The 24920-nt window shown below is 67.5% G+C and carries 19 protein-coding genes; 13 read left to right on the forward strand and 6 right to left on the reverse strand.

Annotated elements, in window-relative coordinates; all coding sequences use genetic code 11:
• Positions 1-188: 188 nt before the first annotated feature.
• Complete coding sequence (locus tag RHA1_RS38115) at positions 189-2150, forward strand: serine/threonine-protein kinase PknD (protein ID WP_007297807.1); 1962 nt, start codon at positions 189-191, stop codon at positions 2148-2150.
• Positions 2151-2300: 150 nt separating this feature from the next.
• On the opposite strand, the gene RHA1_RS38120 is transcribed toward RHA1_RS38115, so the two are convergent.
• Positions 2301-3532, reverse strand: a protein-coding gene (locus tag RHA1_RS38120) for an IS3-like element ISRhosp5 family transposase (RefSeq protein ID WP_085996103.1) whose coding sequence is annotated in 2 segments (ribosomal slippage) — positions 2301-3211 and positions 3211-3532 — 1233 coding nt in all. Because the reading frame shifts where the segments join, the coding sequence is not laid out codon by codon here.
• 399 nt (positions 3533-3931) lie between these two features.
• Here RHA1_RS38120 and RHA1_RS38130 point away from each other — a divergent pair.
• The 7 genes from RHA1_RS38130 (at position 3932) to RHA1_RS38160 (ending at position 14789) form a co-directional block, all read left to right on the forward strand.
• On the forward strand, positions 3932-4972 hold the full coding sequence (locus RHA1_RS38130; protein WP_011599323.1) for an iron ABC transporter substrate-binding protein: 1041 nt from the start codon (positions 3932-3934) through the stop codon (positions 4970-4972).
• 71 nt (positions 4973-5043) lie between these two features.
• A complete protein-coding gene (locus RHA1_RS38135) occupies positions 5044-6558 on the forward strand; it encodes an ABC transporter permease (RefSeq protein WP_237727059.1) in 1515 nt (504 codons plus the stop codon).
• On the forward strand, positions 6555-7595 hold the full coding sequence (locus tag RHA1_RS38140) for an ABC transporter ATP-binding protein (protein WP_007297804.1): 1041 nt from the start codon (positions 6555-6557) through the stop codon (positions 7593-7595). Before RHA1_RS38135 ends, RHA1_RS38140 begins: the two co-directional genes overlap by 4 nt.
• A gap of 611 nt (positions 7596-8206) precedes the next feature.
• Positions 8207-8854 (forward strand): HemK2/MTQ2 family protein methyltransferase, encoded by a 648-nt coding sequence (locus RHA1_RS38145; protein ID WP_007297803.1) that lies wholly within the window; start codon positions 8207-8209, stop codon positions 8852-8854.
• Positions 8855-8984: 130 nt separating this feature from the next.
• On the forward strand, positions 8985-13445 hold the full coding sequence (locus RHA1_RS38150; protein WP_007297802.1) for a non-ribosomal peptide synthetase: 4461 nt from the start codon (positions 8985-8987) through the stop codon (positions 13443-13445).
• Positions 13446-13576: 131 nt separating this feature from the next.
• Entirely contained in the window at positions 13577-14053 is a 477-nt protein-coding gene (locus RHA1_RS38155; RefSeq protein ID WP_007297801.1) for a DUF2231 domain-containing protein, read from the forward strand.
• 43 nt (positions 14054-14096) lie between these two features.
• Positions 14097-14789 carry a response regulator transcription factor gene (locus RHA1_RS38160; RefSeq protein WP_007297800.1) on the forward strand — a complete coding sequence of 231 codons (693 nt, stop codon included), beginning with the start codon at positions 14097-14099 and terminating at the stop codon, positions 14787-14789.
• On the opposite strand, the gene RHA1_RS38165 is transcribed toward RHA1_RS38160, so the two are convergent.
• Positions 14755-16146: a sensor histidine kinase gene (locus RHA1_RS38165; protein WP_007297799.1), complete on the reverse strand. Its 1392-nt coding sequence runs from the start codon at positions 16144-16146 to the stop codon at positions 14755-14757. The genes RHA1_RS38160 and RHA1_RS38165 overlap by 35 nt on opposite strands.
• Before the next feature lie 194 nt (positions 16147-16340).
• Here RHA1_RS38165 and RHA1_RS38170 point away from each other — a divergent pair, with 194 nt between their 5' ends.
• Positions 16341-17174, forward strand: a complete 834-nt coding sequence (locus RHA1_RS38170) for an SGNH/GDSL hydrolase family protein (RefSeq protein WP_007297798.1) — start codon at positions 16341-16343, stop codon at positions 17172-17174.
• A gap of 243 nt (positions 17175-17417) precedes the next feature.
• Here RHA1_RS38170 and RHA1_RS38175 read toward each other — a convergent pair whose 3' ends face one another.
• Positions 17418-18128, reverse strand: coding sequence for a DedA family protein (locus tag RHA1_RS38175; protein WP_007297797.1), 711 nt, complete (start codon positions 18126-18128; stop codon positions 17418-17420).
• Positions 18125-19039 carry a phosphatase PAP2 family protein gene (locus RHA1_RS38180; protein ID WP_237720442.1) on the reverse strand — a complete coding sequence of 305 codons (915 nt, stop codon included), beginning with the start codon at positions 19037-19039 and terminating at the stop codon, positions 18125-18127. The genes RHA1_RS38175 and RHA1_RS38180 overlap by 4 nt, the downstream gene beginning before the upstream one ends.
• 344 nt (positions 19040-19383) lie before the next feature.
• Here RHA1_RS38180 and RHA1_RS38185 point away from each other — a divergent pair, with 344 nt between their 5' ends.
• The 3 genes from RHA1_RS38185 to RHA1_RS38195 all read left to right on the forward strand — a co-directional run bounded on the left by RHA1_RS38185 (position 19384) and on the right by RHA1_RS38195 (position 21872).
• Entirely contained in the window at positions 19384-19761 is a 378-nt protein-coding gene (locus RHA1_RS38185) for a CD225/dispanin family protein (protein WP_007297795.1), read from the forward strand.
• 165 nt (positions 19762-19926) lie between these two features.
• Positions 19927-20730, forward strand: coding sequence for a hypothetical protein (locus tag RHA1_RS38190; RefSeq protein ID WP_148228469.1), 804 nt, complete (start codon positions 19927-19929; stop codon positions 20728-20730).
• 161 nt (positions 20731-20891) lie between these two features.
• The gene (locus tag RHA1_RS38195) at positions 20892-21872 is read left to right on the forward strand and encodes a VWA domain-containing protein (RefSeq protein ID WP_011599330.1); all 981 of its coding nucleotides are present in this window, start codon (positions 20892-20894) and stop codon (positions 21870-21872) included.
• Positions 21873-21984: 112 nt separating this feature from the next.
• On the opposite strand, the gene RHA1_RS38200 is transcribed toward RHA1_RS38195, so the two are convergent.
• Both RHA1_RS38200 and RHA1_RS49860 read right to left on the reverse strand, forming a co-directional pair.
• Positions 21985-22686, reverse strand: coding sequence for a rhomboid-like protein (locus RHA1_RS38200; RefSeq protein ID WP_011599331.1), 702 nt, complete (start codon positions 22684-22686; stop codon positions 21985-21987).
• A 75-nt stretch (positions 22687-22761) separates the two neighbouring features.
• Positions 22762-23142 carry a hypothetical protein gene (locus tag RHA1_RS49860; protein WP_148228470.1) on the reverse strand — a complete coding sequence of 127 codons (381 nt, stop codon included), beginning with the start codon at positions 23140-23142 and terminating at the stop codon, positions 22762-22764.
• Between the two features lie 353 nt (positions 23143-23495).
• Here RHA1_RS49860 and RHA1_RS38205 point away from each other — a divergent pair, with 353 nt between their 5' ends.
• Positions 23496-24794: an alpha/beta hydrolase gene (locus RHA1_RS38205; protein ID WP_007297791.1), complete on the forward strand. Its 1299-nt coding sequence runs from the start codon at positions 23496-23498 to the stop codon at positions 24792-24794.
• Positions 24795-24920: the final 126 nt, after the last annotated feature.

A 24920-nucleotide genomic window follows, 5' to 3' on the forward strand; every position in this document is an offset into this window, starting at 1 on the left:
CTTGTCGGATTCTGAACAAAGTCTTGTGATGGACTCGCGAACTCGACGCGAGCCTGGCACCGGTCAGCGCCACTCCGGCGAGACTTCTGCGCCCTGTCCCGCGGACGAGGGCGGCCGATGCCCGGACATGGTGGATGTGTCCGGTGTTGACTGGAAGCGGCGACACATCCGGGTGAGGTGGTGACGGCATGGGAGAGCACGGCCCGTTGCGGCCGGGTGAGGTGTTCGCCGGGTACACCATCGAACGCGTGCTCGGGGTCGGGGGAATGGGCACCGTGTACGCGGCCGCGCATCCGCGTTTGCCGCGGCGGATCGCCCTGAAGGTGCTGCACCCGGCCCTGGCCGAAGACGACGACGCCCGCTCCCGGTTCGAGCTCGAGGCCGACCACGCCGCCCGACTCGAACACCCGAACATCGTCGCCGTCTACGACCGCGGCCGGGAGGGCGACCGGCTGTGGATCGCGATGCAATACGTCGACGGCACCGACGCCGAAACGGCACGCGAGGGTGCTCCCCTCGATCCGGCCCGGGCCGTGCGCATCATCACCGAGACCGCCAAGGCGCTGGACTATGCGCACGAGGCGGGGGTGCTGCACCGAGACGTCAAACCGGCCAACATCCTCCTCGAACATCCCCGGCCCGGTCATCCCGGTGATCCCGGGCGGGTGCTGCTCGCCGACTTCGGGATCGCCAAGGCCCTCGAGCACACCCAGCACCTGACCAAGACCGGGATGTTGGTGGCCAGCCTGCAGTACGCGGCTCCGGAACAGTTCGCGAGCATCCCCCTCGATGCCCGGGCCGATGTGTACTCGCTCGGCTGCACCCTGTTCCGCCTGCTGACGGGGCAGCAGCCGTATCCCGGATCGACCCTGGCTCAGCTGATGGCCGGCCACCTGAACTCGCCGATCCCACGCCCCGCCGCCCTGCGGGCCGGGCTGCCGACCGGGTTCGACGCGGTCATCACGCGGGCGATGGCCAAGGACCGGGAGCACCGCTACCCCAGCTGCGGGGCCCTGGCGGCGGCCGCGCAGCACGCACTCGGGCCGCCACAGGCCGACATCCCGACATTGGTGCGGGAGGTGCCGGAGACGGACCGGTACCCGGCGCCCGGGCCGCACGGGCCCAAACCCGGCCCCCAGCCCGCCGCACCGACCGCGCGACGGCAGGAGACAGAACCCGCGCGTGCACATCCCGCCGCATCGGCCGAACCCTTCGGACACGCACCCGACCTCGAGCGGCTCGAACACCCCCGAGCGCGGATTCGCTGGTGGCGCAGGACGTCCACCGTGGTGATCGCCGTGATCCTGACCCTCCTGGCCGTGGCCACCGTCGGCGTGGTCGTGTACCGGCAGACTCAGACACCAACCCAGACAACCGAGACCGAGACCGAGACCCAGACCCAGTTGCCGTTCACCAGCCTCAGCCAACCTGAGGGGGTTGCGGTGGACACCGTGGGAAGCGTGTACGTCACCGACCACGACAACAACCAGGTGCTGAAGCTTGCGGCCGGGTCAACCACCCAGACCGTGCTGCCGTTCACCGGCCTCAGCCAACCTGAGGGGGTTACGGTGGACACCGTGGGAAGCGTGTACGTCACCGACCACGATAACAACCGGGTGCTGAAGTTGACGGCCGGGTCGAATTCGGCTACCGCACTTCCCTTCACGGACCTCCGCTACCCCCGAGGGGTGGCGGTGGACGGTTCGGGGGGCATCTACGTCACAGACACCGGCACCGGCCGGGGCGACGGCCGGGTGCTGAAGTTGGCGGCCGGGTCGACCACCCAGATCGTGCTGCCCTTCACTGGCGAGACCGACTGGGTGGCGTTGAACGCCGCTGAGGATGTGTTCTTCTCTCAGTTCCTGGGCAGTCGAGTAATGATGTTGGCGGGTGGGTCGAATTCGGCTACCGCACTGCCCTTTACCGACCTCTATGACCCAAGCGGAGTGGCGGTGGACACAACGGGCACCGTGTACGTCGCCGACTCCGGTAACGCCCGGGTGCTGAAGCTGGTGGCGGGATCGACCACCCAGACCGAGCTGCCGTTCACCGGCATCAGCGGTCCCACGGGGGTGGCGATCGACACTGCGGGAAACGTGTACGTCGCCGACACCGACCACGGCCGGGTGCTGAGGCTGGCGGCCGGATAGACGGGACCTGGGTCCTGTAGACGATATGGAGGTCTGGGCTGGGGCCCCGCTGACATGTGGGCGTGGGTTGCCGACGGGAAACGAGTCCTGGCCGGTAGAGCCACAAGATGTGGGAGGGGGGCGTTCCCCCCGAGATGTGGACACCAATTCCTATGCAGCGGTGGCCAGCGTAGCCGATCGCTGCTCGAACTCGATCGGACAGATCTGACCGAGGGTGGAATGCCTCCTTCGCGTGTTGTAGCGGGTGATCCAGCGGAAGATGGCGGCGCGGGCCTCACCCGCACTGTTCCAGCGCTTCCGCCCCTGCAGCGTCTCCCGTTTCAACGTCGCGTTCAGCGACTCGGCGGCCGCGTTGTCCGCCGACGTTCCGACCGCACCCCGCGACCGGGTCACCCCCAGCTCGCGGCAGAGGTCGGCGAACTCGGCCGATGCATACTGGGCTCCGTTGTCGGAGTGGAAAATTGACCCCTCGAGCCCTGCGGCGCCGCGACAGGCCGCCGCCGCCCGCATCGCATCGGTGACCAACTCGGTACGCATGTGGTCGGCGATCGACCACCCCGCCAACCGTCGCGAGCCCAGGTCCAACACCGTCGCCAGATACAGAAATTCACCGTCACCGACTGGGAGGTAGGTGATGTCGCCGACGTATCGAGTGTTCGGTGCGCTCGCGGTGAAGTCCCGCCGGATCAGGTCCGGCACCGCGGCCGCGTCCGGATCGGGGACGGTGGTGCGCACCGGTTTGCGCAGGTGCACCCCGACGATCCCGTGCTCACGCATCACCCGCTCGACCCGCTTGTGATTGACCTCGATCCCGGCCTCGCGCAGTTCGGCCGTGATGCGCGGGGCACCGTAGGTGCCATCGAAGTCGGCATGGATAGCGCGGATCCGCTCGGCCAGCTCCTCGTCGGCGCGGGCACGGGCGGCCCGGGCCGGTCCGGAGGTCCGCCACCGGTAGAAGCCCGAGCGGGAGACTTCGAGGATCTGGCACAGCCACTTCACCGGAACGGTGTCGCAGTGGTCGTCAACGAACTGGAAGCGGCTCACCAATTCGTCTCGCCCGCGAAATACTTCGCGGCCTTGCGCAGGATCTCCCGCTCGGTTTCGAGCTTCCGGATTTGGGCCTTGAGCTGCTTGTTTTCTTCCTCCAACACGGACTCGGACGATACCTCGCCGGCCCGGGATGCCGGCCGCGCAGCCCCGTCGGCCCGGAGCTCGGCCGTGGAGGTACCGGTGCGTTTGCGTTCGGCCCGCACCCAGTTGCGCAGGGTCTCGCGGCTGACTCCCAGGTCGTTGCCGATGCCCTCAAAGGTGTGGCTCGGGTCGGACAGGTACAGCGCGACGGCATCGGCCTTGAACTCCGCCGAGTACGCCTTCATCGCCATCAGTGACATCTCTTCCTCTGGGACCTTCACGACCCAGTGTTCACGATGTCCTCACTCAGGGGGGAACCCCCGGGTGCAGCCTCACCGACCATGCTGTTCATGCACGCGGCATTCGCTGGACCCTCTCAAGAAGGCGGGCGGTGCCTGTGAATGGGAAAGGCCCGGTGCTCAGTTTCGCTGCTCGCAGGGTCGCCCGACCCATTACTTCGTGCACAGGTACATCCACCCAGTTCCGCATCCGGTCCTTCATACCCCTCCTCACCTGGACGGGCCTACCACTTCCACCTGTCACCACGGTCCACCAAGATCCGGATGGTTAGGTTTGCCAATCCTGTATGTAGCATCGTTTTCCTGGAGGTGGCTGGGAGAGGTCCCGCTGCGGAGGAGGACGGACAAACGATGAGGATGCGGATCGGACTGATGTCGGGGCTGGCACTGGCCACCGCCGCGGTGATGACGGTGTCGGGATGCTCGGACTCCGGTTCGGACAGCGGCACCGACTCCGGCGGAGCCAACCAGATCACCGTCTACAACGCCCAGCACGAGTCGCTCACCCAGGAATGGGCCGACGCCTTCACCGCGGAGACCGGTATCGAGGTGGAACTGCGCAACGGCAGCGACACCGAGCTCGGCAACCAGCTCGTGGCCGAGGGCGACCAGTCGCCGGCCGATGTGTTCCTCACCGAAAACTCCCCCGCGATGACGCTGGTCGAGAACGCCGGGCTGTTCGCCGACGTGAACCAGGACGTCCTCGACCAGGTCCCGAGCCAGTACCGGCCGTCGAGCGGCAAGTGGACCGGCATCGCGGCCCGGTCCACTGTCTTCGCGTACAACAAGGACATGTTGCCCCAGGACCAGCTGCCGAAGTCGCTGCTCGATCTGCAGGACCCCGCGTGGAAGGACCGTTGGGCCGCCTCGCCCTCGGGGGCCGACTTCCAGGCCATCGTCAGCGCACTGCTCGAGCTCAAGGGTGAGGACGCCACCCGGCAGTGGCTGGCCGGGATGAAGGACAACGTCCGCACCTACAAGGGCAACGGCGCGGTGATGAAGGCCGTCAACGCCGGGGAGATCCCGGGCGGCGTCATCTATCACTACTACTGGTTCGGCGATCAGGCCAAGACCGGTGAGAACAGCAACAACGTCGCGCTGCACTACTTCAAGAACGAGGACCCCGGTGCGTTCGTCAGCGTATCCGGTGGCGGCGTCCTGAAGTCCAGCACGAAACAGGACGCGGCGCAGCAGTTCCTGAAGTTCGTCACCGGCCAGAAGGGGCAGGAGGTCCTGCAGACCGGGACGTCGTTCGAATACACCGTCGGCAGTGGCGTGCCGGCGAACCCGAAGCTCGTTCCCCTGGCCGAACTCCAGGCCCCGCAGGTCGACCCCGCGAAGCTCAACAGCCCGCAGGTCACCGAACTGATGACGGAAGCCGGTTTGCTCTGAATCTCGCACTGATCGGCCGCGTGCGGTCGGGGGACGCGGACACGACGCGTCGCCCGACCGCCCGGCCTGGCATGCCACTGCCCTTGGCCGTTGCCGCGGTGATCGTGGTCGCCGCATCGTTCATCCCGCTCGGGTACGTGATCGCCGCGAGCGTCGACACGGGCTGGGACACCGCGTCGGCACTGCTGTTCCGGCCCCGGGTCCGCGAATTGCTCACCAACACCGTGATGCTGGTCGTGGTCACGGTGCCGATCTGCGTCGTCGTCGGTGTCACGGCCGCCTGGCTCGTCGAGCGCACCCGGGTGTTCGGGGCGAAGGTGTGGGCGGTGCTCCTCGCGGCGCCCCTGGCCGTGCCGGCGTTCGTGAACAGCTATTCGTGGGTGACGGCGATTCCCTCCCTCGGCGGGCTGCACGGCGGTGTCCTCATCGCGACCCTGTCGTATTTCCCGCTCGTCTACATACCCGCGGCGGCGACGCTGCGCCGGCTGGACCCGGCCGTCGAGGAATCGGCGCGGGCCCTCGGCGTGGGCCCGTGGGCGGTGTTCTTCCGCGTCGTGGTGCCGCAGCTGCGCCTGGCCATCGCGGGTGGGGCGCTGTTGGTTTCGCTGCACCTTCTCGCCGAATACGGGGCGTTCGTGTTCATCCGGTTCGACACGTTCACGACGGCGATCTTCGAGCAGTACCAGTCCACCTTCAACGGGGCCGCGGCGACCATGCTCGCCGGGGTCCTGGTGCTGCTGTGCCTGACCCTGCTGGTGACCGAATCGGTCGTCCGCGGCAGCGCCCGGTACGCCCGGATCGGGTCGGGTGCGGCGCGGCGGGCCGTCCCCGCCGAGCTCGGCTGGCGGTATTCGCCGATCGTGCTGCTGTTCCTCGGGGTGCTGATCGCGGCGTCCGTCGGTGTCCCGGTGATAAGTGTCCTGCGCTGGCTTGTCATCGGCGGGAGCACGGTCTGGGAACTGGATACCGTTGCCGCCGCGCTGGTCCAGACCCTGGGATTCGGCATCGCCGGTGCCGTCGTGACGTGTGTGCTCGCGTTCCCGATCGCCTGGATCTCGATCCGCCATCGCGGCCGGTTCAGCCGGTTCCTCGAGGGCGGCACATACATCTCGAGTTCGCTGCCCGGCATTGTGGTGGCGCTGGCGTTGGTCACCGTCTCCATCCGCTATCTCCATCCGCTCTACCAGACGGTCACCGTCGTGATCGCGGCCTACGCGCTGCTCTTCCTGCCGCGCGCGCTGATCAATCTGCGGGCCGGGCTCGCGCAGGCGCCCGTCGGGCTGGAGGAGGCGGCGCAGTCGCTGGGGGTCTCTCCGCTGTCGGCCTTCTTCCGGGTGACGCTGCCACTGGCCGCCCCGGCGACGGCGGCGGGCGGGGCGTTGGTGTTCCTGGGGATCGTGAACGAACTGACCGCCACCCTCCTGCTGGCCCCGACCGGTACCCGCACCCTGTCCATGCAGTTCTGGTCGTTGAGCAGCGAGATCGACTACGCCGGTGCCGCACCGTACGCGTTCATCATGATCGTGCTGTCGCTGCCGATGACGTACGTGCTCTTCTCCCAGTCGAAAAAGGTAGCGGGACTATGACATACGCACTCGAAGTGGACGGCGTCGACAAGTCGTTCGGCGGGGCGACGATCCTCCGCGGGGTCGCGTTCGCGGTCGAGCCGGGATCGACCACGGCAATCGTCGGCCCGTCCGGCTGCGGCAAGACCACCCTGCTCCGCCTGATCGCGGGTTTCGAGAAGCCGGACGCCGGCACCATCGCACTGGCCGGCCGGGTCGTCGCGGGTGGTGGTTGGACGCCCGCGCACCGGCGGTCGGTGGGGTACGTCGCCCAGGACGGTGCGCTGTTCCCGCACGCCACGGTCGGCGCGAACGTCGGGTTCGGGCTGCCCCGCCGGGCCCGCACCCCGGCGAGGATCGCCGAGCTACTCGAGATGGTCTCGCTCGACCCGTCCTTCGCGGTCCGGCGACCCGACCAGCTGTCGGGTGGGCAGCAGCAGCGGGTGGCACTTGCGCGGGCGCTGGCCCGGGAACCCGAACTCATGCTGCTCGACGAACCGTTCTCCGCGCTGGACGCCGGCCTGCGGGCGAACACCCGGAGGATCGTCGCCGACGTCCTCGCGAAGGCGGCGATCACCACCATCCTCGTCACCCACGATCAGCCCGAGGCGTTGTCGTTCGCCGGCCGGGTTGCGGTGATGAGCGCGGGCCGGCTCGCCCAGATCGGCACCCCGCGCGAAATCTATTCCACCCCCATCGACGTCGCCACTGCGGAATTCATCGGCGACGCCGTCGTGCTGTCGGCGCACGTCGACGGTGGTCGGGCCCACTGCGCCCTCGGCGACGTGGCCGTGGCATCGAACGGCGTCCACGGCAACGCCCGAGTGATGTTGCGGCCGGAGCAGATCGAGGTGACCACGGATGGTGCCGGTATGTCCGGGACGGTCGTCGACGTCGAGTACCTCGGGTCCGAGATGTTGCTCGGTATCCGCCTCGACACCGGGGACGGGGAGGTGCCCGAACGGGTCACCGTGCGCCGCTTCGGCGCCACCGCCCTCACCCCCGGCGACCGTGTCGGCATCCGCGTCCTCGGGCAGGCCGTGGCGTACGACATATGAGAGCCGCCCGAACGCGAACCTCCGATACCGGGACAGCGTGGCGTCCATCGGGTAGCACTCGATGGACGGACGGCGGCGAATGCATGGCCAGCGAGAACGAAACAAACTGGACACGACCAGCGAGGTGTGTTGCCGCACATTCTGTTTGGTTCAAATTGTCCGATTAGCCCGGGATGTCCGGTAACGGGCTCGCTCTCAGCGAATTCTCAACGAGGATCGCGTATGGTCGGTCAGCCATCTCCGTGGATACAGCGAAAATCCCTGCCCCGCAGCGTCGGAATCGAGCCGCAACGAATTTTCGGGCGGGTTCCGTCCGGGTTGTCGATGATCACCCTTCCGCCTGTTCCGTGGTCCATCAGGATCCAGATGGTGAGGTTTGGCATCTTGTATGTAGCATCGTTTTCTTGGAGACGATCTTCCGCGACAGTTGGAACCACAGCCGTGCTTGGGGCGTCAGGTTGAGGGTCGTCGACGAAATGCCGAGGTCAAAGGGTGTTGGTGCTCACGCCGTGGCGTGGGTGGTCAAGCGCATGTTGTGGAGTTTGTATAAGTTCCATCGGCGCTCGGAACGACCTCTGGAGCGGAGTCTGGACAGTGAAAAGGAGGCTCCGGTGCTGGTGCGACTCCCGGGCGTATACCCCGCGCAGCATGATTCATGGGCGTTGGTCGAGGCTCTGAAACAGGAGACTCTCGGGTCCGATTCCCGAGTGTTGGATCTGTGTGCCGGAACCGGGGTGCTCAGTGTCTGCGCCGTCAAGCAGGGTGCTGGGCGGGTGACGGCGGTCGACGTGTCGCGGCGCGCGTTCGCTACTACGTGGATCAATGCCCGGCTGCACCGTCGTTCGGTGCGAGTGGTGCGCGGCGATCTCACCGAGCCTGTCCGCAGCGAACGTTTCGATCTGGTGGTGTCCAATCCGCCTTACGTCCCCGCCGAGACTGCAGGGCTGCCCTACAGCGGGGTCGCTCGATCCTGGGATGCGGGCACCGACGGTCGCGCGGTACTCGACCGGATCTGCGTGCAGGTCCCGGACGTTCTCAAGGCCGGCGGGGTGCTGCTGCTCGTGCAGTCCTCGTTGAGTGGGATCGGGAAGTCCCAGACGATGCTCGAAGAACGGGGTCTGCGTGTGGATGTCGTGTCGCGGGTCGAGGTCCCCTTCGGCCCGGTTCTCGCCGCGCGCCGGGACATGCTGACCCAGCGTGGAGTGATCGGTCCCGGGCAGCGCAGTGAAGAGCTTGTCGTGCTGCGGGCGGTCAGGTGAGGGGCCCTGCGGGTTCCGGCGCCCGGACCGTGACTGCCCGCTCATGGCCTCGAGCCGAGGACACCTCATCCCCGGCACCGACCAGTGCGAGTAGTGACGGACCAGATACGACGCGAATCGCGAGGCGGATGTGATCTCCGGTACCAACCTGCCGGAGCCGGGGCACGCACAAGTAATCCCCCTGACGGCGGCGCAGCGCTCCATCTGGTTCGCCCAGCAACTCACCCCCGACGTCCCGTACGTCATCGCCCAGTATGTGGAGCTTCGCGGGCCGGTCGACCTCGAACGGTTGGCCGGGGCGAGCGAGCGGGCACGCCGCGAACTCGGCGGCGGATTCATCCGGCTGGTCGACGTCGACGGGCACCCGCACCAGCTCCTGGGCACCACGTCGGTGAAACCGGTGCCCATTGTCGACTTTCGTGGCGGCTCCATCGAGGCGGCCCAGGCGTGGATGCGGGACGAGAGCGCCGCGCCCATCGACATGTACGGCGAGTCGCTGATCGTCTCGCACATCCTGCACCTGGCTGACGAGCACTACTACTGGTATTCGCGCGCCCACCACATCGCGCTGGACGGGTATGCGGCGATGATGTCGATGCGCCGGGCGGCCGAACTGTACGTCACCGCCATCGACGGCATCGACGCGCCGCAGCGCCAGGTCATCGACCCGGAACGGATCCTGCTCGAGGATGCGGACTATCGCGCCTCCCCCCGGTTCGGTCGCGATCGTGACTACTGGCAACACCAGGTGCGTGAGCTTCCCCCCGTGGTCAGCCTCAGCCCGCAGACAGCTGCACCGGGCGCCACGGTTCGGGTGACCGGGGATTCCCTTCCTCTGGAGCCTTCGACCCGGGGACTCGCGCCCGGGACCGGCCATAATCCGACGGCGCTGATCGTGGCCGCCTTCGCGGCGTATCTCGCCCGGTTGACCGGTGCCGACGATGTCGTTCTGTCACTGCCCGTTTCTGCACGCACATCGGCCCGGCTCCGGGCGGCGGGTGGTTCGGTATCGAACGTTCTTCCGCTGCGGCTCGAGGGAATCGGAGCTACCACGGTGGGCGGCGCGATCGGGGTGGCCAGAGCCGCGTTGACGGCAGCACTGCGCCATCAACGGTATCGCCGTGAGGATATTGGGCGGGAGATGGGCTCGGAGGGAAACGGTCTCGCGCATTTCGGACCGGTACTCAACCTCATGCTGTTCAGGCAGGAGATCACCCTCGGCGCGGTGACCGGCCGCGTGCGGGTGTTGACCACCGGGCCGACCGCGGATCTGGCGGTCAACATTTACCCCGGGCTGTCGGATTCGCTTGCCCGGATCGATTTCGAGGGCAGTCCGGCACTGTATGACGAAGCTGAGCTGGCCAGCCATCACCGCCGATTCACTACCTTCCTCACATCGTTCGCCGCGGCGACCGCGGCGGATCTCCCGGTCGCCGATCTCGACGTCTTCGCCCCGGGTGAACGCGAAGAGTTCGTGCCGGCCAGCGGTCTGCCGGACAGCGATCCGATCACGCTCGATCGACTTCTCACCGCGATGGTCGAGTCCCATTCGGAGGCCATCGCGGTCCGCGACCGTGGACGTGCGGTGTCCTATGCCGAACTCGACTGCCGCGCCAACCAGGTCGCCGCGGCCCTGATCGGGCAGGGAATCGGACCGGAAGACCTGGTTGCGGTAGCGGCGGCGAGGTCGTACGAGTCGGTCCTGGCACTGTGGTCGGTCGCGAAGACCGGCGCCGCGTATGTGCCCGTCGATCCGACTCATCCGGCCGATCGGATCGAGTACACGCTCGGCGACTGCGGCGCCGCGGTCGGGCTCACCGTGTCCACCGAGATCGGGCATCTGCCCGATAACGTCCGGTGGCTGATCCTCGACGACGACACTGCCACGTGCGGTGATCCCGGGCCGGGGTGTGCGGCAGTGGCGGACCTACACCGTGTCCGTTCGCTGCTCATCGAGCACCCCGCGTATGTGATCTACACTTCCGGGTCCACCGGCCGGCCCAAGGGTGTGGTCGTCACCCACCAGGGTCTGGCGAATCTGGCCCAGGAGATCCGCGACAACTACGCGGTCTCCGCACGCTCGCGCGTCCTGCATTTCGCCTCCCCCAGCTTCGACACCGCGCTGGTCGAGGTCCTCGCCGCAGCCATCTCGGGTGCCACACTGGTGGTGGCCCCGCCGGAGGTGTACGGCGGGCAGGAATTGGCGGCGCTTCTGCGCGACGAACGCATCACCCATCTGCTGTCGACACCGTCGGCGTTGGCGACCGTGGACCCGACGGGGCTCGACGACATACAGCTCGCGCTGGTCGGCGGCGAAGTGTGCCCGCTGGAGTTGGTGCGGCGCTGGGCCGGCGGCCGGACGATGCGCAACGCCTACGGGCCCACCGAAACCACCTGCAGCGTCACCCTGACCGACCCGATCACTGCGCAGCACGCAGTGACGATCGGATCCCTCATGCGCGGGGTGAGCGCCGTGGTGCTCGACCACCGACTGCGCCCGCTGCCGCCGGGCGCGGCGGGCGAGCTCTACCTCGCCACCGCGGGGGTGGCCCGCGGCTACCATCAGCGGCCCGCACTGACCGGATCACGGTTCGTCGCCAACCCGTTCGGCAAACCCGGCTCCCGCCTGTTCCGCACCGGCGACCGGGTCCGCTGGACCGGCGAGCGGACCCTCAAATTCTTGGGCCGCACCGACGGACAGGTCAAGATCCGCGGGTTCCGCATCGAACTCGGCGAGATCAACGCCGCATTGCACCGAAATGACGACGTCACCTTCGCCACCACCGTGGTGCAGCAGAACCCGGCCGGTGACCCGGTTCTCGTGTCCTACATCATGCTTCGACCCGAGGCGGCAACCACACCGGGAACTCTGAAAACGGAAGTGGCCCAATTCCTGCCGGACTACATGATTCCCGCATCGATCATGGTCCTGGACGCGGTTCCGCTGACGCCGACCAAGAAGCTCGACCGCGGCGCCCTTCCTGCGCCCGTGTTCGGCTCCTCCCCGGCATCTCGCCGTGACCCGGCGACGGCAGCCGAACGCAGTGTCGCCAACGTGTTCGCCCGAATACTCGCCGTGCCCGCGGTGGGGGCGGACGATTCGTTCTTCGACCTCGGCGGAGACTCTCTGTCGGCCACCCGGGTGGTCGCGGTGATCAACGCCGAACAGGGCACCTCGCTGGGGGTGCGGGAACTCTTCGACACGCCCACCGTGGCGGCGCTCGCGCAGGTAGTCACCGACGCCGGCCACCCCGACGGCGAACGTGCACCCCGACCGCAGTTGCGTGCCGTGACGGTGCCCGATCGCGTGCCGTTGTCGCCGTCGCAACAGTTCATCGACCGCACCGTCACTACACCCGCGTTGTTCAACATTCCCTTCACGGTCAGGGTGGTCGGGGAACTCGACACCGATGCCCTGCGGCTGGCCACCGCCGATGTTCTCGAGCGCCATCGATCGTTGCGAACGGTGTTCCCCGACTCCCCCACCGGGCCGTACCAGCGGGTGCTCGACGTCGCTGACGCCCTCCCCGATCTCACCCCCGTGAAGATCCCGGCCCGGGACGCCGAGGAACCGATAGCGCGTCTCCTCGAGACCGGGTTCGATGTGCGCGAGCAACCGCCGCTGCGCGCTGGGATCTTCGCGCTGACCCCTCGCGAGCACGTCCTTGCGTGCGTCATTCACCACATCGCGGCGGACGGCTGGTCGTTGGCGTTGTTGGCGCGCGATCTCGTCGTCGCGTATACCGCCCGCGCCGCGGGCGCAGCCGCGGTGTGGGGACCCGCCGAGGTGCAGTACTCGCAGTACAGTGTGTGGCGGCGCGAACTCCTCGGCGCCGAGTCCGACCCCGAGAGCCTCGCATCGCGGCAAATTGCCTACTGGAAAACGGAATTGGCGGGTCTTCCCGGCGAACTCCCGCTACCCACCGACCGCCCGCGACCACACAAGTGGTCATACGGGGCTGGACGCGAGAGCTTTCAGATCGATCAACGCACTCACCGCGCCCTGCTGACCCTCGTCCACCATCAGCACGCCTCGTTGTTCACTGCGCTGCGTTCGGCGGTGGCCATGCTGCTCGTGCGCCTGAGCGGGGACCGCGACATCGCCATCGGCACCCCCGTCGCGGGCCGCGGGGATCCCGCGCTCGACGACGTGGTGGGCATGTTCGTCAACACCATCGTGCTGCGTACCCGCCTCGACCCGGGCATGAGTTTCGCCGAGATCATCGACCAGTCCCGCGACGTGGAACTGCGTGCCCTCGCCCAGTCCGAGGTGCAGTTCGAGCGGCTGGTCGAGGTGCTCGATCCGCCCCGCTCATCGTCTCTGCATCCGTTCTTCCAGGTCGCGTTGTCGCTGAACAACTTCACTCCCGCCACGTTGAATGCCGAGACGTTGCGTTTCGAGATCACCCCTCGGCCCCTCGGCATCGCGAAATGCGACCTGCACTTCCATTTCACCGAACGCCACGACACCGGCGGGCAACCCGCCGGCATCGACGCCGAGCTGGTGTACTCGACGGACCTGTTCGATGCCTCCACCGTCCGGTCGTTCATCGACGGTCTGCAGGCCGTCCTCGCGGAGATCACGCTCTGAACTCTGCACGACCCAGGTCTGCCGCCCACTCCGCACGGCGCGGTCCGAGTCGTGATCGTCGATGGCATGGTTCCATTGGCAGGTTCCTCCGGCCTCAGCGCTTTCTCAGCGCCGCCCGCGATACTGTTGTCATGTCCACTGTCAGCGGCTTGCCCGTCCACGTGCTGCTCGTTCATTTCATCGTGGTCCTGGCTCCACTGACGGCGCTCCTGGTCATCGGGTGCGGTGTGTGGCCGCCCGCCCGACGGCGGCTCGTCTGGCTCACCCTCGTCCTCGCCGCCGTGATCACCGTGTTGACTCCGCTGACCACCGACGCCGGCGAATGGCTCGTAAAACACGTCGCTGGGTCGGCTGCCGTGCACACCCACACCGAGTTGGGCGACACGATGATCTACTTCTCCGCCGCCCTTCTCGTGGCCGCCCTGGCCGTCGCCGCGGTCCATCTCCGCGAGCGAAAGAGCAACCCGTCACGGGCGCTCACACTGGTCGTCGCCGCCCTGTCCATCGTCGTAGCAGCAGCGACCATTGTTCAGGTCTACCGAATCGGCGAATCGGGTTCACGCGCCGCCTGGGGCGACGTCATCACCACTTCCGACTCCGCCCCGTAACACCGACCGAGGAGCAACGGGTGCGACAAGAGGTGACAGTCTGATGAGGGTGCTGGTCGTCGAGGACGAAGCCCGGTTGGCGAGTGTGGTGCGCCGCGGCCTCGAACTCGAGGGTTTCGTGGTGGTCACCGCCGCCACCGGTGAGGACGGTCTCTGGCGCGCCACCGAGGACACCTTCGATGTGATCGTTCTCGACATCATGCTGCCGGGAATGAACGGATACGAGATTGTCCGTGCACTTCGCGCCAAGCAGATCTGGACTCCGATTTTGATGCTGACCGCCAAGGACGGTGAGTATGACCAGGCCGACGCGTTCGATCTCGGTGCCGATGACTACCTGGTCAAACCGTTCTCTTTCGTGGTTCTCGTCGCCCGCTTGCGCGCGCTGGTGCGCCGCGGCGCACCAGCGCGTCCGGTGTTGCTCACCGCGGGTGATCTGAGCCTCGACCCGGCGCGGCGACGCGTCATGCGGGGTAACGAAGAGTTGGCCCTGACGCCCCGCGAGTTCGGGGTTCTCGAGTTCCTGTTGCGTCACCCGGACACTGCCCTGACGAAGGGCGTGATTCTGCGCAACGTGTGGGACGCGCACTACGACGGTGACGAGAATATCGTCGAGGTGTACATCGGTTATCTCCGCCGGAAGATCGACGCGCCGTTCGGCGCGCACACCATCGATACGGTCCGCGGCGTCGGATATCGGCTCACGACGGCTCGGCCGGAGTCGCCGGCAGGGTGACCACGACCTGCACCCCGCCCTGCGCACTCTCCCCGATCCGCACCGAACCTCGGTGGGCGGAGACGATTTCCGCGACGATGGCCAAGCCGAGGCCGGAACCGCCGCGGTCGCGTTCACGGGCGTTGTCGAGTCGTACGAAGCGTTCGAGGACGCGGGCTCGGTCGGACTGCGGGATGCCCGGCCCGTCGTCGGACACCGTGATCTGCGCGGTGTTCCCGCGCCGCGAGACCTCCGCGTGAACGGCATGTGCCGCGAACCGGACGGCGTTGTCGATGAGGTTGCGCAGTACACGCTCGAGCTGGGTGAGGTCGCCGCGGATCCGCACGGGGGTCAACGAGGCGGTGACCGCCTTACCGGTCTCGCCTCGGGCGCGGTGGACCTCGGTGTTCACCACGTCGTCGAGGTCTACGTCGCCGAGCCGCAGCGGCAGACCGCGCTCGTCGGCGCGGGCGAGTAGCAGCAGATCGTCGACCAGCAGGTGCATCCGGGTGACCTCGGGCAGCAAGGTGTCCCGTACGAGTTCGCGGTCGAGTAGTTCCGGGCGGGCGTCGGCCAGTTCCAACGCCATGGTGACGGTGGCCAGTGGGCTGCGCAGCTCGTGTGATGCGTCGCCGACGAATCGGCGTTGCGCGGTGTGCCCGGCCTCGAGTCGGGTGAGCATGTCGTTCATGGTCCGCGCCAGCGCCGCGATTTCGTCCCGGGGTGTGGGCACCGGAATCCGTTCGGCGAGGTCGGTACTCGAGATCGTGGCGACTTGGGTGCGGATGTGTTCGACCGACCGCAGGGAGCGCCGTACCAGTTTGTAGGTCACCACCGCGGCGATCAGGGCGATGACCGGACCGCCGAGGGCGAGAAGCCCACCCACCGTGGCGAGGGTGGCTTCCACCGGTTCCTCACTCGCCGCGACCAGGACGGTGTAGTCACCTCCGATGCCGCGCGCGCCCTGCGCGGTGATCCGCAAATCCGTACCGTGTTTGGGCCGCCCGGTCAGTCCCGGCACCGGCGGACCACCGGCAGGTGGCCGCACATCGGTCGCCGGGGTGCCGGGGTCGGTGTCCGATGTCCGCACCACCTGTCCGGCCGGGTCGACGAGCTGAACGAGGGTGATGCGTTGGGTGGTGTCGAATAGCTGAGCGTCGAGGTCCGCGGGTGGGTCCGATCGCAGGCTGGTGGTGATGTCCTGGGCTCGGGCGGTCGCGGCGTCATCGAGGCCTGAGAGCAGGGACCGGTCCAGTACGAACAGCAGCGCCGTCGCCCCGAGCGCCAGGGCGATGGTCACGACCGCTCCGGCGACCAGTGCGGACCGGATCGCCAGCCCCCACAGCGACGGTCTGAGCCACTCGGGTACGGATCTCATGCGGCCATCATCCGCCATCTGGTCCTTCCGGGACGCCAACTACAACGGCCGCAGCGGCGGACACTCGATGGGTCGGCGCTCCTCTCAGCGTCATCACAGCGGCGCGGGCAGATACTGACGGTGTGGGAACACCGCAACGCCGGAGTTGGACACTGATTTGGGCGCGGACCATGCGGACGGCTCTGGTGGGGGGCATGGCCGCGCTCGCCGTCCTGTGGTCCGACCCGGCGATGGCCGACCCGGTGCCGGATGGAACGGTCCGCTACGTCGCCCTGGGCGATTCCCGCGCCGCGGGTCCCTACCTGGCGCCGATCTCGCTGCACGACGGTTGCTTCCGGTCGGTCGAGGGATATCCGGGGGTGGTGGCCCGGGCGCTGCACGCCGATTCCTTCACCAACGTGTCGTGTTCGGGAGCGACAACTGAGAATCTCACCACTGCGTCCCAATCCACCGCCACCGGTGCGGTACGACCGCAGATCGATGCCCTGCGACCTGACACCACGCTTGTCACAGTCGGTATCGGTGGCAACGACATCGCGTGGCAGTCCCTGGTGGCACCGTGTTACACCACCGTCCCGGGCACCGATGCGCACTGTCGCACCGACCCGGAGACCATCGGTGGGATGACTTCCGCACTCGCCGCGCTGGAGCCGAAGGTGTCCGCGGCACTGGCCGCCATCGAAGAACGTGCCCCGCGGGCCCGGGTGCTGCTCGTCGGTCACGGCGGTATCTTCGGAGCCCACGGTTGCTGGCCGAACATTCCCACCAGCGACGCCGACGCAGCCTGGATCTCAGGCTTCTTCGTGAGGATGAATCAGGTTCTCGCCGCCGCGGCCACTGCCACCGGGGCCCGGTTCGTGGACGTTGCGAACCCCGCCATCGGACACGATGCCTGCGCCGGACCCGAACAGCGATGGTTCGAAGGCCTGCTCCCGCAGTCTTTCGCCGAGTCGTTGCACCCCACCACCGCCGGAATGCGGGCGATCGCCGCCCGGGTCCTGACCGCCTCGGGTACATCCCCCGAGTAGGCAGGCCATTGAGCAATGGCTCGAGCTGTCACCTTCCATCTCGCGTTATCGCCTCCTGCTCCCGGCGCTCTCCGGTCCGGCTGGTGCACCGAGATCGACCGCCAATCGAGGCGGGTTCTCGGAGGTGGATTCTCATTCCGACCGGGGTTCTCTGGCGTTCCCCGTCGACGGTGAAGTGGAACCATCGCGGAACCCCTCACACTCTGATGGGCGCTCACGCGGTCAGGAGCGTCGGGTATGCGGTCAGGAGCGTCGGGTATATGGTGCGCCGGAACGGGCGCACTGGCCCGGCTCGCCGGTGGGCGTCGGGATGCTGTCCGGTTGAAGGACCGCACCTTGTCCTCGACGCCGGGCCCGCAGTCCGTTGATCACCAGCGGCAGAATCGACACCAGCACGACGGCGATCAGGATCACCTCGATATGACCGCGGACGAATGCGATTCCGCCGAGCAGGTAGCCGAGGACCGGCACCCCGACGCCCCAGGCAATGCCGCCGATGACGTTGTAGACGGCGAAGGTGCGGTAGGACATCCCGGACGCGCCGGCCATCACCGGTGCGATCGTGCGGGCGACGGGAACGAAGCGGGCCAACAGGATCGTGCGCGGCCCGTAGCGGTCGAAGAACCGCCGCGACTGCTCGAGTTGTTTCGGGCCGATCCGCTTGGCGCTGGGCCGATGAAACACCGTGTCCCCGGCCCGTCTGCCGATCAGAAACCCGAGTTGGTCACCGACGATCGCAGCGGCCGGGACGGTGAGCAGCAGCAGCCACAACGGCGCGAACGGATGCGACTGGGCGGCGAAGACACCGGCTGTGAACAGCAACGAGTCGCCCGGCAGAAAGAACCCGACGAGCAGACCGGTTTCGATGACCACGGCGCCGAGGACGCCGAGCAACCCCAAGGTGCCCAGCAGCGTCGACGCGTCCAGTAAGCCAAGTCCCAGTGCCACATTCATGCCGCGTATCCCATCGTCGTCGGGTCGCTGCGACCCGAGTGCGTGTAGTTCTCGTCCGTACTCGCAGCCACCCGGGCGCGGGTCCGGTCCATCCAGGTCGTGTAGAGCGCCCCGCCGATCACCGCGGCGAGGCCACCGAGGAGCATCCCGCCGATCACGTCGGTCAGCCAGTGTTCACCGAGGTACAGGCGCGTCACCGACACCACCACGGTCACCGCCGCAGCCAAGCTCAGCAACAGGGCACGACGGGTCGGCGACAGGGCGTACCCGAACATCACGGCGGCCATCGTGAACAACGCCATCGCCCCGGTCGCATGCCCGGACGGAAACGAATGGTCCGTCTCGAGCAACACCTGGGACACGATCGGGGGGCGAGCACGCCCGACAACGGATTTCGTCACGGTAGAGGCCAGTGCCGCCGCACCGACGGTCCCGATGAGAATCAGCGCGGGGATCGGTGAGCGGGCCCGCCGGGACAGCACCGCGCCGATCACGACCGCGGCGATGATGGTGCCCGCCGGACCGCCGGCGTCGGTCACCGCGATGGCCGGCCCGGTCACCCAGTCCGACCGGTGTCCGGTGAACCAACTCAGCACCGCCGGGTCCGCACCGGTCACCCAGCCCCCGGCCCTGACCTGATAGGCCAACGCGGCGAACACCGCGGCCAATCCGGTGCACTGCACGGCGATCGCCGCCGCGGCCGGACCCCGGCGATCACCCTGCAGGCTCCGCCAGACGGACCCACCCAGGAACAACGCCGCACCCCCGACCAGCACGGCCAAGGCCAGGGTCGTGGCACCGCCCTGATGGATATCGGCAACCACCTCGTGGGCCCGCCCGACCAGATTGGAATGAATCGGTGCACCGTGCGCCGACACCAATGACACCGGGGGTTGTACTGCTTCTCTCACACCCGCAGTATCAGTGTCGGCTGCTGTGGAGCCGCTGAGAGCGGGACGGCGATCACACCCGGCCGGCCCGGGAGGGTGAATTCTCGGCCACGAGAGGCGCATGGTCCCCGGCGTTCCTCGGCCGCAACCCGACACCGATGGTGTTGCGGCCGCAGAGAAGCCTTCCGTCCCTGTTGGACGGGCCGGGGCGGCAAGTGTCACAGCGGGTCCGTCACCGCCGCGGTTTACCGCCCGAGCATGCCGGTACCTCGTTCGCAGCTCTCAGCCAATCCTCAGCGCGGCAGACGTACCGTCGAAGCGGGTTTCCTTATGACGGATGCCCTTATGACGGATACGGAGTCACCATGGTCAATCCAGCATCCGAGCCCGCACCGGACGATCGGCCCACCCGAAGCGGGCCCGCCGCCGACGCAGCCGCGGTCCCATCGGTCCGGTCGCGACCCACCAGCAACGCCGGCTGGGCGGTGGCGTCATTGCTGTTCTTCTGGCCGCTGGCATTCTCGGCCTTCCACCACGCATTCGAGGTCTACCCCAGATGGGTGGACGGTGATATCGACGGCGCCGAATACGCCTCCCGCCGGGTACGCAAGCTCGGGCAACTGTCCCTGTGGATCTTCGGCGGCTTGCTGCTGCTGGCGATCGTCCTCTACGCGATCGCCGCGATTGTTCTGATCGCGCACGGCGGCGACGGAGGCGACTGGCACGACCACATGCGCGACTGACCCGGGAAATACTCTGCGGTGAGCGATGGACTTTCGTGCATCCCTCGAGCCGGGGAAGCGAGGGGTGCCCACGCTCCCCCGACGACACCAGAGCAGAACACAGAAAGTCCGTCTGCGCTACCCGCTCTCAGCGTTTCCACAGCACCCGCGCACCAGACTGGAAGGGTGTCCGGCACTGTGTCCCTCGTTCGGGAGATGGTCACCGAGGTCGTGACCGAGGCCGCGACGATGGAGATCGCTCTGACGGTCCTCGGGATCGCGTTTGCGGTGTTCGTCGCCGGTATGGTCGTCACCGGGTCCGGGCAGGCGAGCGGGTTGCGCACCGCGGGGTTGGCCTTGGCGCTGGGCATTGTCTGCGTTCACATCCGCGACGGCGGGTGGCTGACCGCCGCCGACCGCTCCATCATGTCCGTGCTGGCGGCACACCGCAGTGCAGGACTCGATCACCTTGCGACCGTGGGCATCGCGCTCGGCGCCCCGGCGGTCGCGGTCGCCGTGGCCGCGGTGGCGGGGATGGTCCTGATCCGGCGCTGCTGGCCGGTGCCGGTGGCGTCGATCATGCTGGGTGCGGTGATGGGCGCCGTGTTCGCGGGCGCGGCCCTCGGCACCGTGCTCGGGCCGGGCCGGGCAGTTGCCCCGGTGTGGCAGCCGGTCGACACCGACAACGCGGTGCTGTCGAATCTCGCCGGGGCCGCCGCGGTGCTGGGTATGGCGGCGGTGATTGCCGGTATCGGCCGCAGTCGCACCCTCCGGGCGGTGCTGGCCGCAGCCGTGGTGATCGCGGTCGTCGCCCTCGCCGGTGCACAACTGTATGTCGGAATGCCCCTGACCGAGGTGGTGGCGGGAGTGCTGGTCGCGGCGACCTGTGTGACCGTGGGGCACGCACTGCTGGCGGCGTTCGCCTCTTCGGTGCCACCCGGCCCTCTCGGAGCGGCTTCCGAGCCCGGGTTCGTACCGGCTGCTGGATGATCCGCCGGAATGGGGCGCTCGCCACCCTCGGCCCGTCGAGTTGCGGCACGTGACCACCCGGCCGGTGATGATGGTGCCATGCCGATCGTCGCTCGGCTCGCGAGGGATTCCGAGCCGATGACGGCCTCCGGATCCGCGGTGTCAGATGTCGGAGGTGAAACATGAGGTTCTCCGGCCTCGCCACACCGGGGTGGCTGATCTTCGCCGCCGTGGTCGGCGCGCTGTCGATCGGCTACCTGTGGGTACTGCGCCTGCGACGTAAACACACACTGCGGTTCACCAATCTGGAACTACTCGAGACCGTCGCTCCCACCCGGCCCAAGTGGTCGCGGCACATCCCACCGGCATTGCTTCTGGCGGGGCTGCTACTGCTGACCGTCGCCATGGCCGGACCGTTGGCGCAGACCCGAGTTCCACGCAACCGTGCCACAGTGATCCTCGCGATCGACGTGTCACTGTCGATGCGCGCAACCGACGTGCCACCCTCGCGCCTGGCCGCAGCCCAGGCCGGCGCAAAAACGTTCGCGGACAACCTCACCCCTGGCATCAACCTCGGACTCGAGGCGTTCGCCGGGACGGCGTCGATGTTGGTCTCACCGATCACCGACCACACCGCAACCGACAACGCCCTCGACCATCTGCAACTCGCCGAACGGACCGCGACCGGAGAAGCGATCTTCACCGCTCTGCAGGCGATCGACACCCTCGCCGGCGTAGTCGGCGGAGGCGGCACGCCGCCGCCAGCCCGGATCGTCCTCGAATCGGACGGCAAACAAACCGTGCCCACCGACCTGAACGATCCGCGCGGCGCGTTCACCGCAGCCCGCCTGGCAAAGGAGCAAGGCGTCCCCATCTCCACCATCTCCTTCGGCACCACTCACGGTGCGATCGACCTCAACGGCAGCCACATCCCCGTCCCCGTCGACGACGAGTCACTGCGACGGATCGCGGAGTTGTCCGGCGGTTCGTTCTTCACCGCGACCAGCGCGGACGAACTTCAGGCCAGCTACCAGAATCTGCAACAGCAGATCGGTTACGAAACCCACCTCGGCGACGCCAGCCGACCATGGCTGATTCTCGGATCCATCCTGATCGCGGTGGCGGCCGGCACCGCACTCGTTCTCAACCAACGCCTACCCTGAACACACGGACCGCTGCGATGCACACGCCCACGGCACCGTTGTCGGCGACCGGATGCCCGGGCGCGCCCGCGCCGACACGGCAATCCGCTCGGACGCGGCGATTTATCCGGGTTCACGAGACCGCCCTCCTTCTCCGGACACGGCGGACCGCCTCGACCGGGGACCATGTGCTCCTGTGTGAGCGGACCAGCGGATAGCACCCCAGACCGAGAAGTGCCGCGGTGAAGTGTCCGATCGCTGTGAAGTTCAGGTCTACGAAAAGCGGGACGGCGAAGAACGCCAGCACCGCTGTGACATAGAGGTAACGCCAGGGCGGGGCAATGCGGTAGGTCAGCACCGCGATCACTCCGGCCAATCCGTAACTGACACCGATGTCGAGGGTGTCGACCGCCGACGCGGGGGCGTGGCCGTGGCGAATGGCCCAGTACAGCGCCCCCTCGCTGATGTATGTCGCGCCGACGTGCGCGATTACCACCACACCCAACCACCGCAGGGTCCCCAGCCAGCGCTCCGCCGGGACGTGAAAGATGTTGAACGAAATGAAGTAGGTGATCCATCCGCCGCCGGCGAGCCAGAAGGCACTCGAGATCAGTACCCGAACGGGATCCTCGGCGAGATGATGCAAGTTGGTCGATCGATCGCCCAGTACCCGGGCGAGGACTTCCGGTGGCAGGTTCCTCATCACCACCGATGTCACCAGCAGTATCGCCAGCCAGATATAGGTCCCGGGTGCCCGCCGAACATACGTCCACGCTGCCCGCGGAAATGGTCGCAGGCGTGACGAGATAGCGGCGTCCACCAACTCAGTGTGCACCGGATCGTCCTGGCCGCTGAACCGGAGTGATCGCTCTGTGTGTCGGTCACGCCTCAGACCCCTCCGCATCTCGGTTCAATGCGGATCGGGCGCAGGGCGGACTGCGACGCCTTCGACCCAAGTCTCTTTCTGGCCACCGCAGCGCATGATGACGGTGTAGGAGCTTCCTGCAGGAATGCTGGTGAGCGTCACAGTGTGAGTCCTGTTCGGCGCCAGACTGACCTCTTGCGAAGCGATCGACCTTTTCGATTGATCCAGCACCCCGACATCACAGTCTCGCGCGGTGTTGTCACCCTTGGCGGTCACGGTCACTTTGCCCGGTCCGCCAACTGCGGTCATCGTCGCGTCAGCCGATGCCGCTCCCGCTGCCAGCGCGGCAAGCGGGACGGCAACCACGAGTGTTGCGAGGAGGTGCCGTGAGCCCCTCCTGACGGTCGTGTTCGTGTTCGTGTTCATGATGGTCAGTCCCCATACTTCGGGACGGCCATGAAACCGTCACAGAGGGCACCTCTCGACCGATGTCGTCCTGGCGTATTCGTGACCGTCGCGTGGATGTCCGGGATCCGCTGTGGCGGTTCGAGGACAGATCGAGGCTCGGTCCACCTTCATCGTAGGCCGGGCCCTCACAGCCGAATCCGAATTCTCAGGAATTCCACAGGTCGACTGGGCGCCCTTCATCTTTATCCCGCGGGCGGTCTGGAATGTCCTTCACACTATTGGCGGAGAAGCGGTTCCGGGCTTGGGTCTGCGACCACGAGTAGAACGGTTGGTAGCGAGATCTCAAGAATTCAGGAATTCTGCAGGGGCACATGTTGACCGATCTGTCGTTGCTGTCGGGGCCGGTCCCCTTCGTGGTCGCCGCCACGGGTGCGGCGGGCGGTGTGTGGTTACTGACCGGGCGGGCGGGGTGGTTACGGCGCCGGGCGATACCGCTGTGCGCCGCCGCCGCGGGAGTCCTCACCGGTTTCCTCTGGTTCTGGGTGGAGCGAGTGTGGCGGCCACTTCCCGACCCGATACCCCTCACCGTTTACCTGTGGACGGCCCTCGCCCTGTGGGCGGTGACGTTGCTTATCTCCCGCATTCTCACCGCCCCCCGCCGTGTATGGGCGGCGGCGGTGTCGGTGGTTGCCGCCGTCGCCGTGGTCGCAGCCTGCGCGGTCCAGATCAACCTGTTCTTCGCGGCCTATCCCACGGTCGGCGCGGCCATGGGGTTCGAGCATGTGACCCGCATCGACTTCCAGGCAGTTCCCCCGCCCGTACCGACACCGATCGCGGGCCGACCCCTCGAATCCGTCTGGACGCCGCCGGCGGACATGCCGCATTCTGGCAAGATTACCTCGGTGACCATCCCCGGGGACCGTTCCCGGTTCTCCGCTCGGCGCGCCGAAATTTACCTTCCTCCGGCCTATTTCAGCGATCCACGACCGCAGCTACCGGTTCTCGTCCTCCTGGCCGGTCAACCCGGCCAGCCCAGAGACTGGCTCACCGGAGGCAGGCTGGGCACCACCATGAACAACTACGCCCGCGACCACGGCGGGCTCGGACCCGTCGTGGTGGTCGCCGACGCGACCGGGTCGACCTGGGGAAACCCGCTCTGCGTCGATTCGCCACTCGGAAATGCCGCAACCTACCTCGCCGAGGACGTGCCCGCCTGGACCAAGGCCCATCTTCAGGTCGACCCCGACCCCGGCGGGTGGGCGATCGGCGGCCTGTCGTTGGGCGGAACCTGCGCGCTGCAGATGGCCACCAACTACCCCCAGACATATCCGACGTTCCTGGACCTCTCCGGAGACCCGGAGCCCACCCTCGGTGATCATCAACGCACCCTGGACGCCGCGTTCGGAGGCAATCAGGCCGCGTTCACTCGGGTCAATCCCCTCGATCTGCTTGCCGAACATCACTATCCCCGCTCGGCCGGTGTCTTCGTGGTCGGTAGCCACGACGACGAACTCAAACCGTCGATCCGTAAAGCCTGTGACGCCGCCCGGCAGGCGGGGATGGACGTGACCTACACGGAGGTTCGCGGCGGCCACAACTTCGCGGTGTGGGCCGCCGCACTCGCCACCGAGATGGACTGGCTGGCCGCCCGGCTGGGGCTCACAACCTGACCCCCCGGTGCTGCGGCGGCGGCGACCCTGACCGGGACTGCGGTGTGAAACAGGCGTAGGTGTCGGTGAGTGGGTGCCGGCCCCGGTGTGGGGAGATCGGTTTCTGCCGCGGTGTCGGGATCGGGC

The organism is Rhodococcus jostii RHA1 (assembly GCF_000014565.1).
GTDB classification, from domain to species: domain Bacteria; phylum Actinomycetota; class Actinomycetes; order Mycobacteriales; family Mycobacteriaceae; genus Rhodococcus_F; species Rhodococcus_F jostii_A.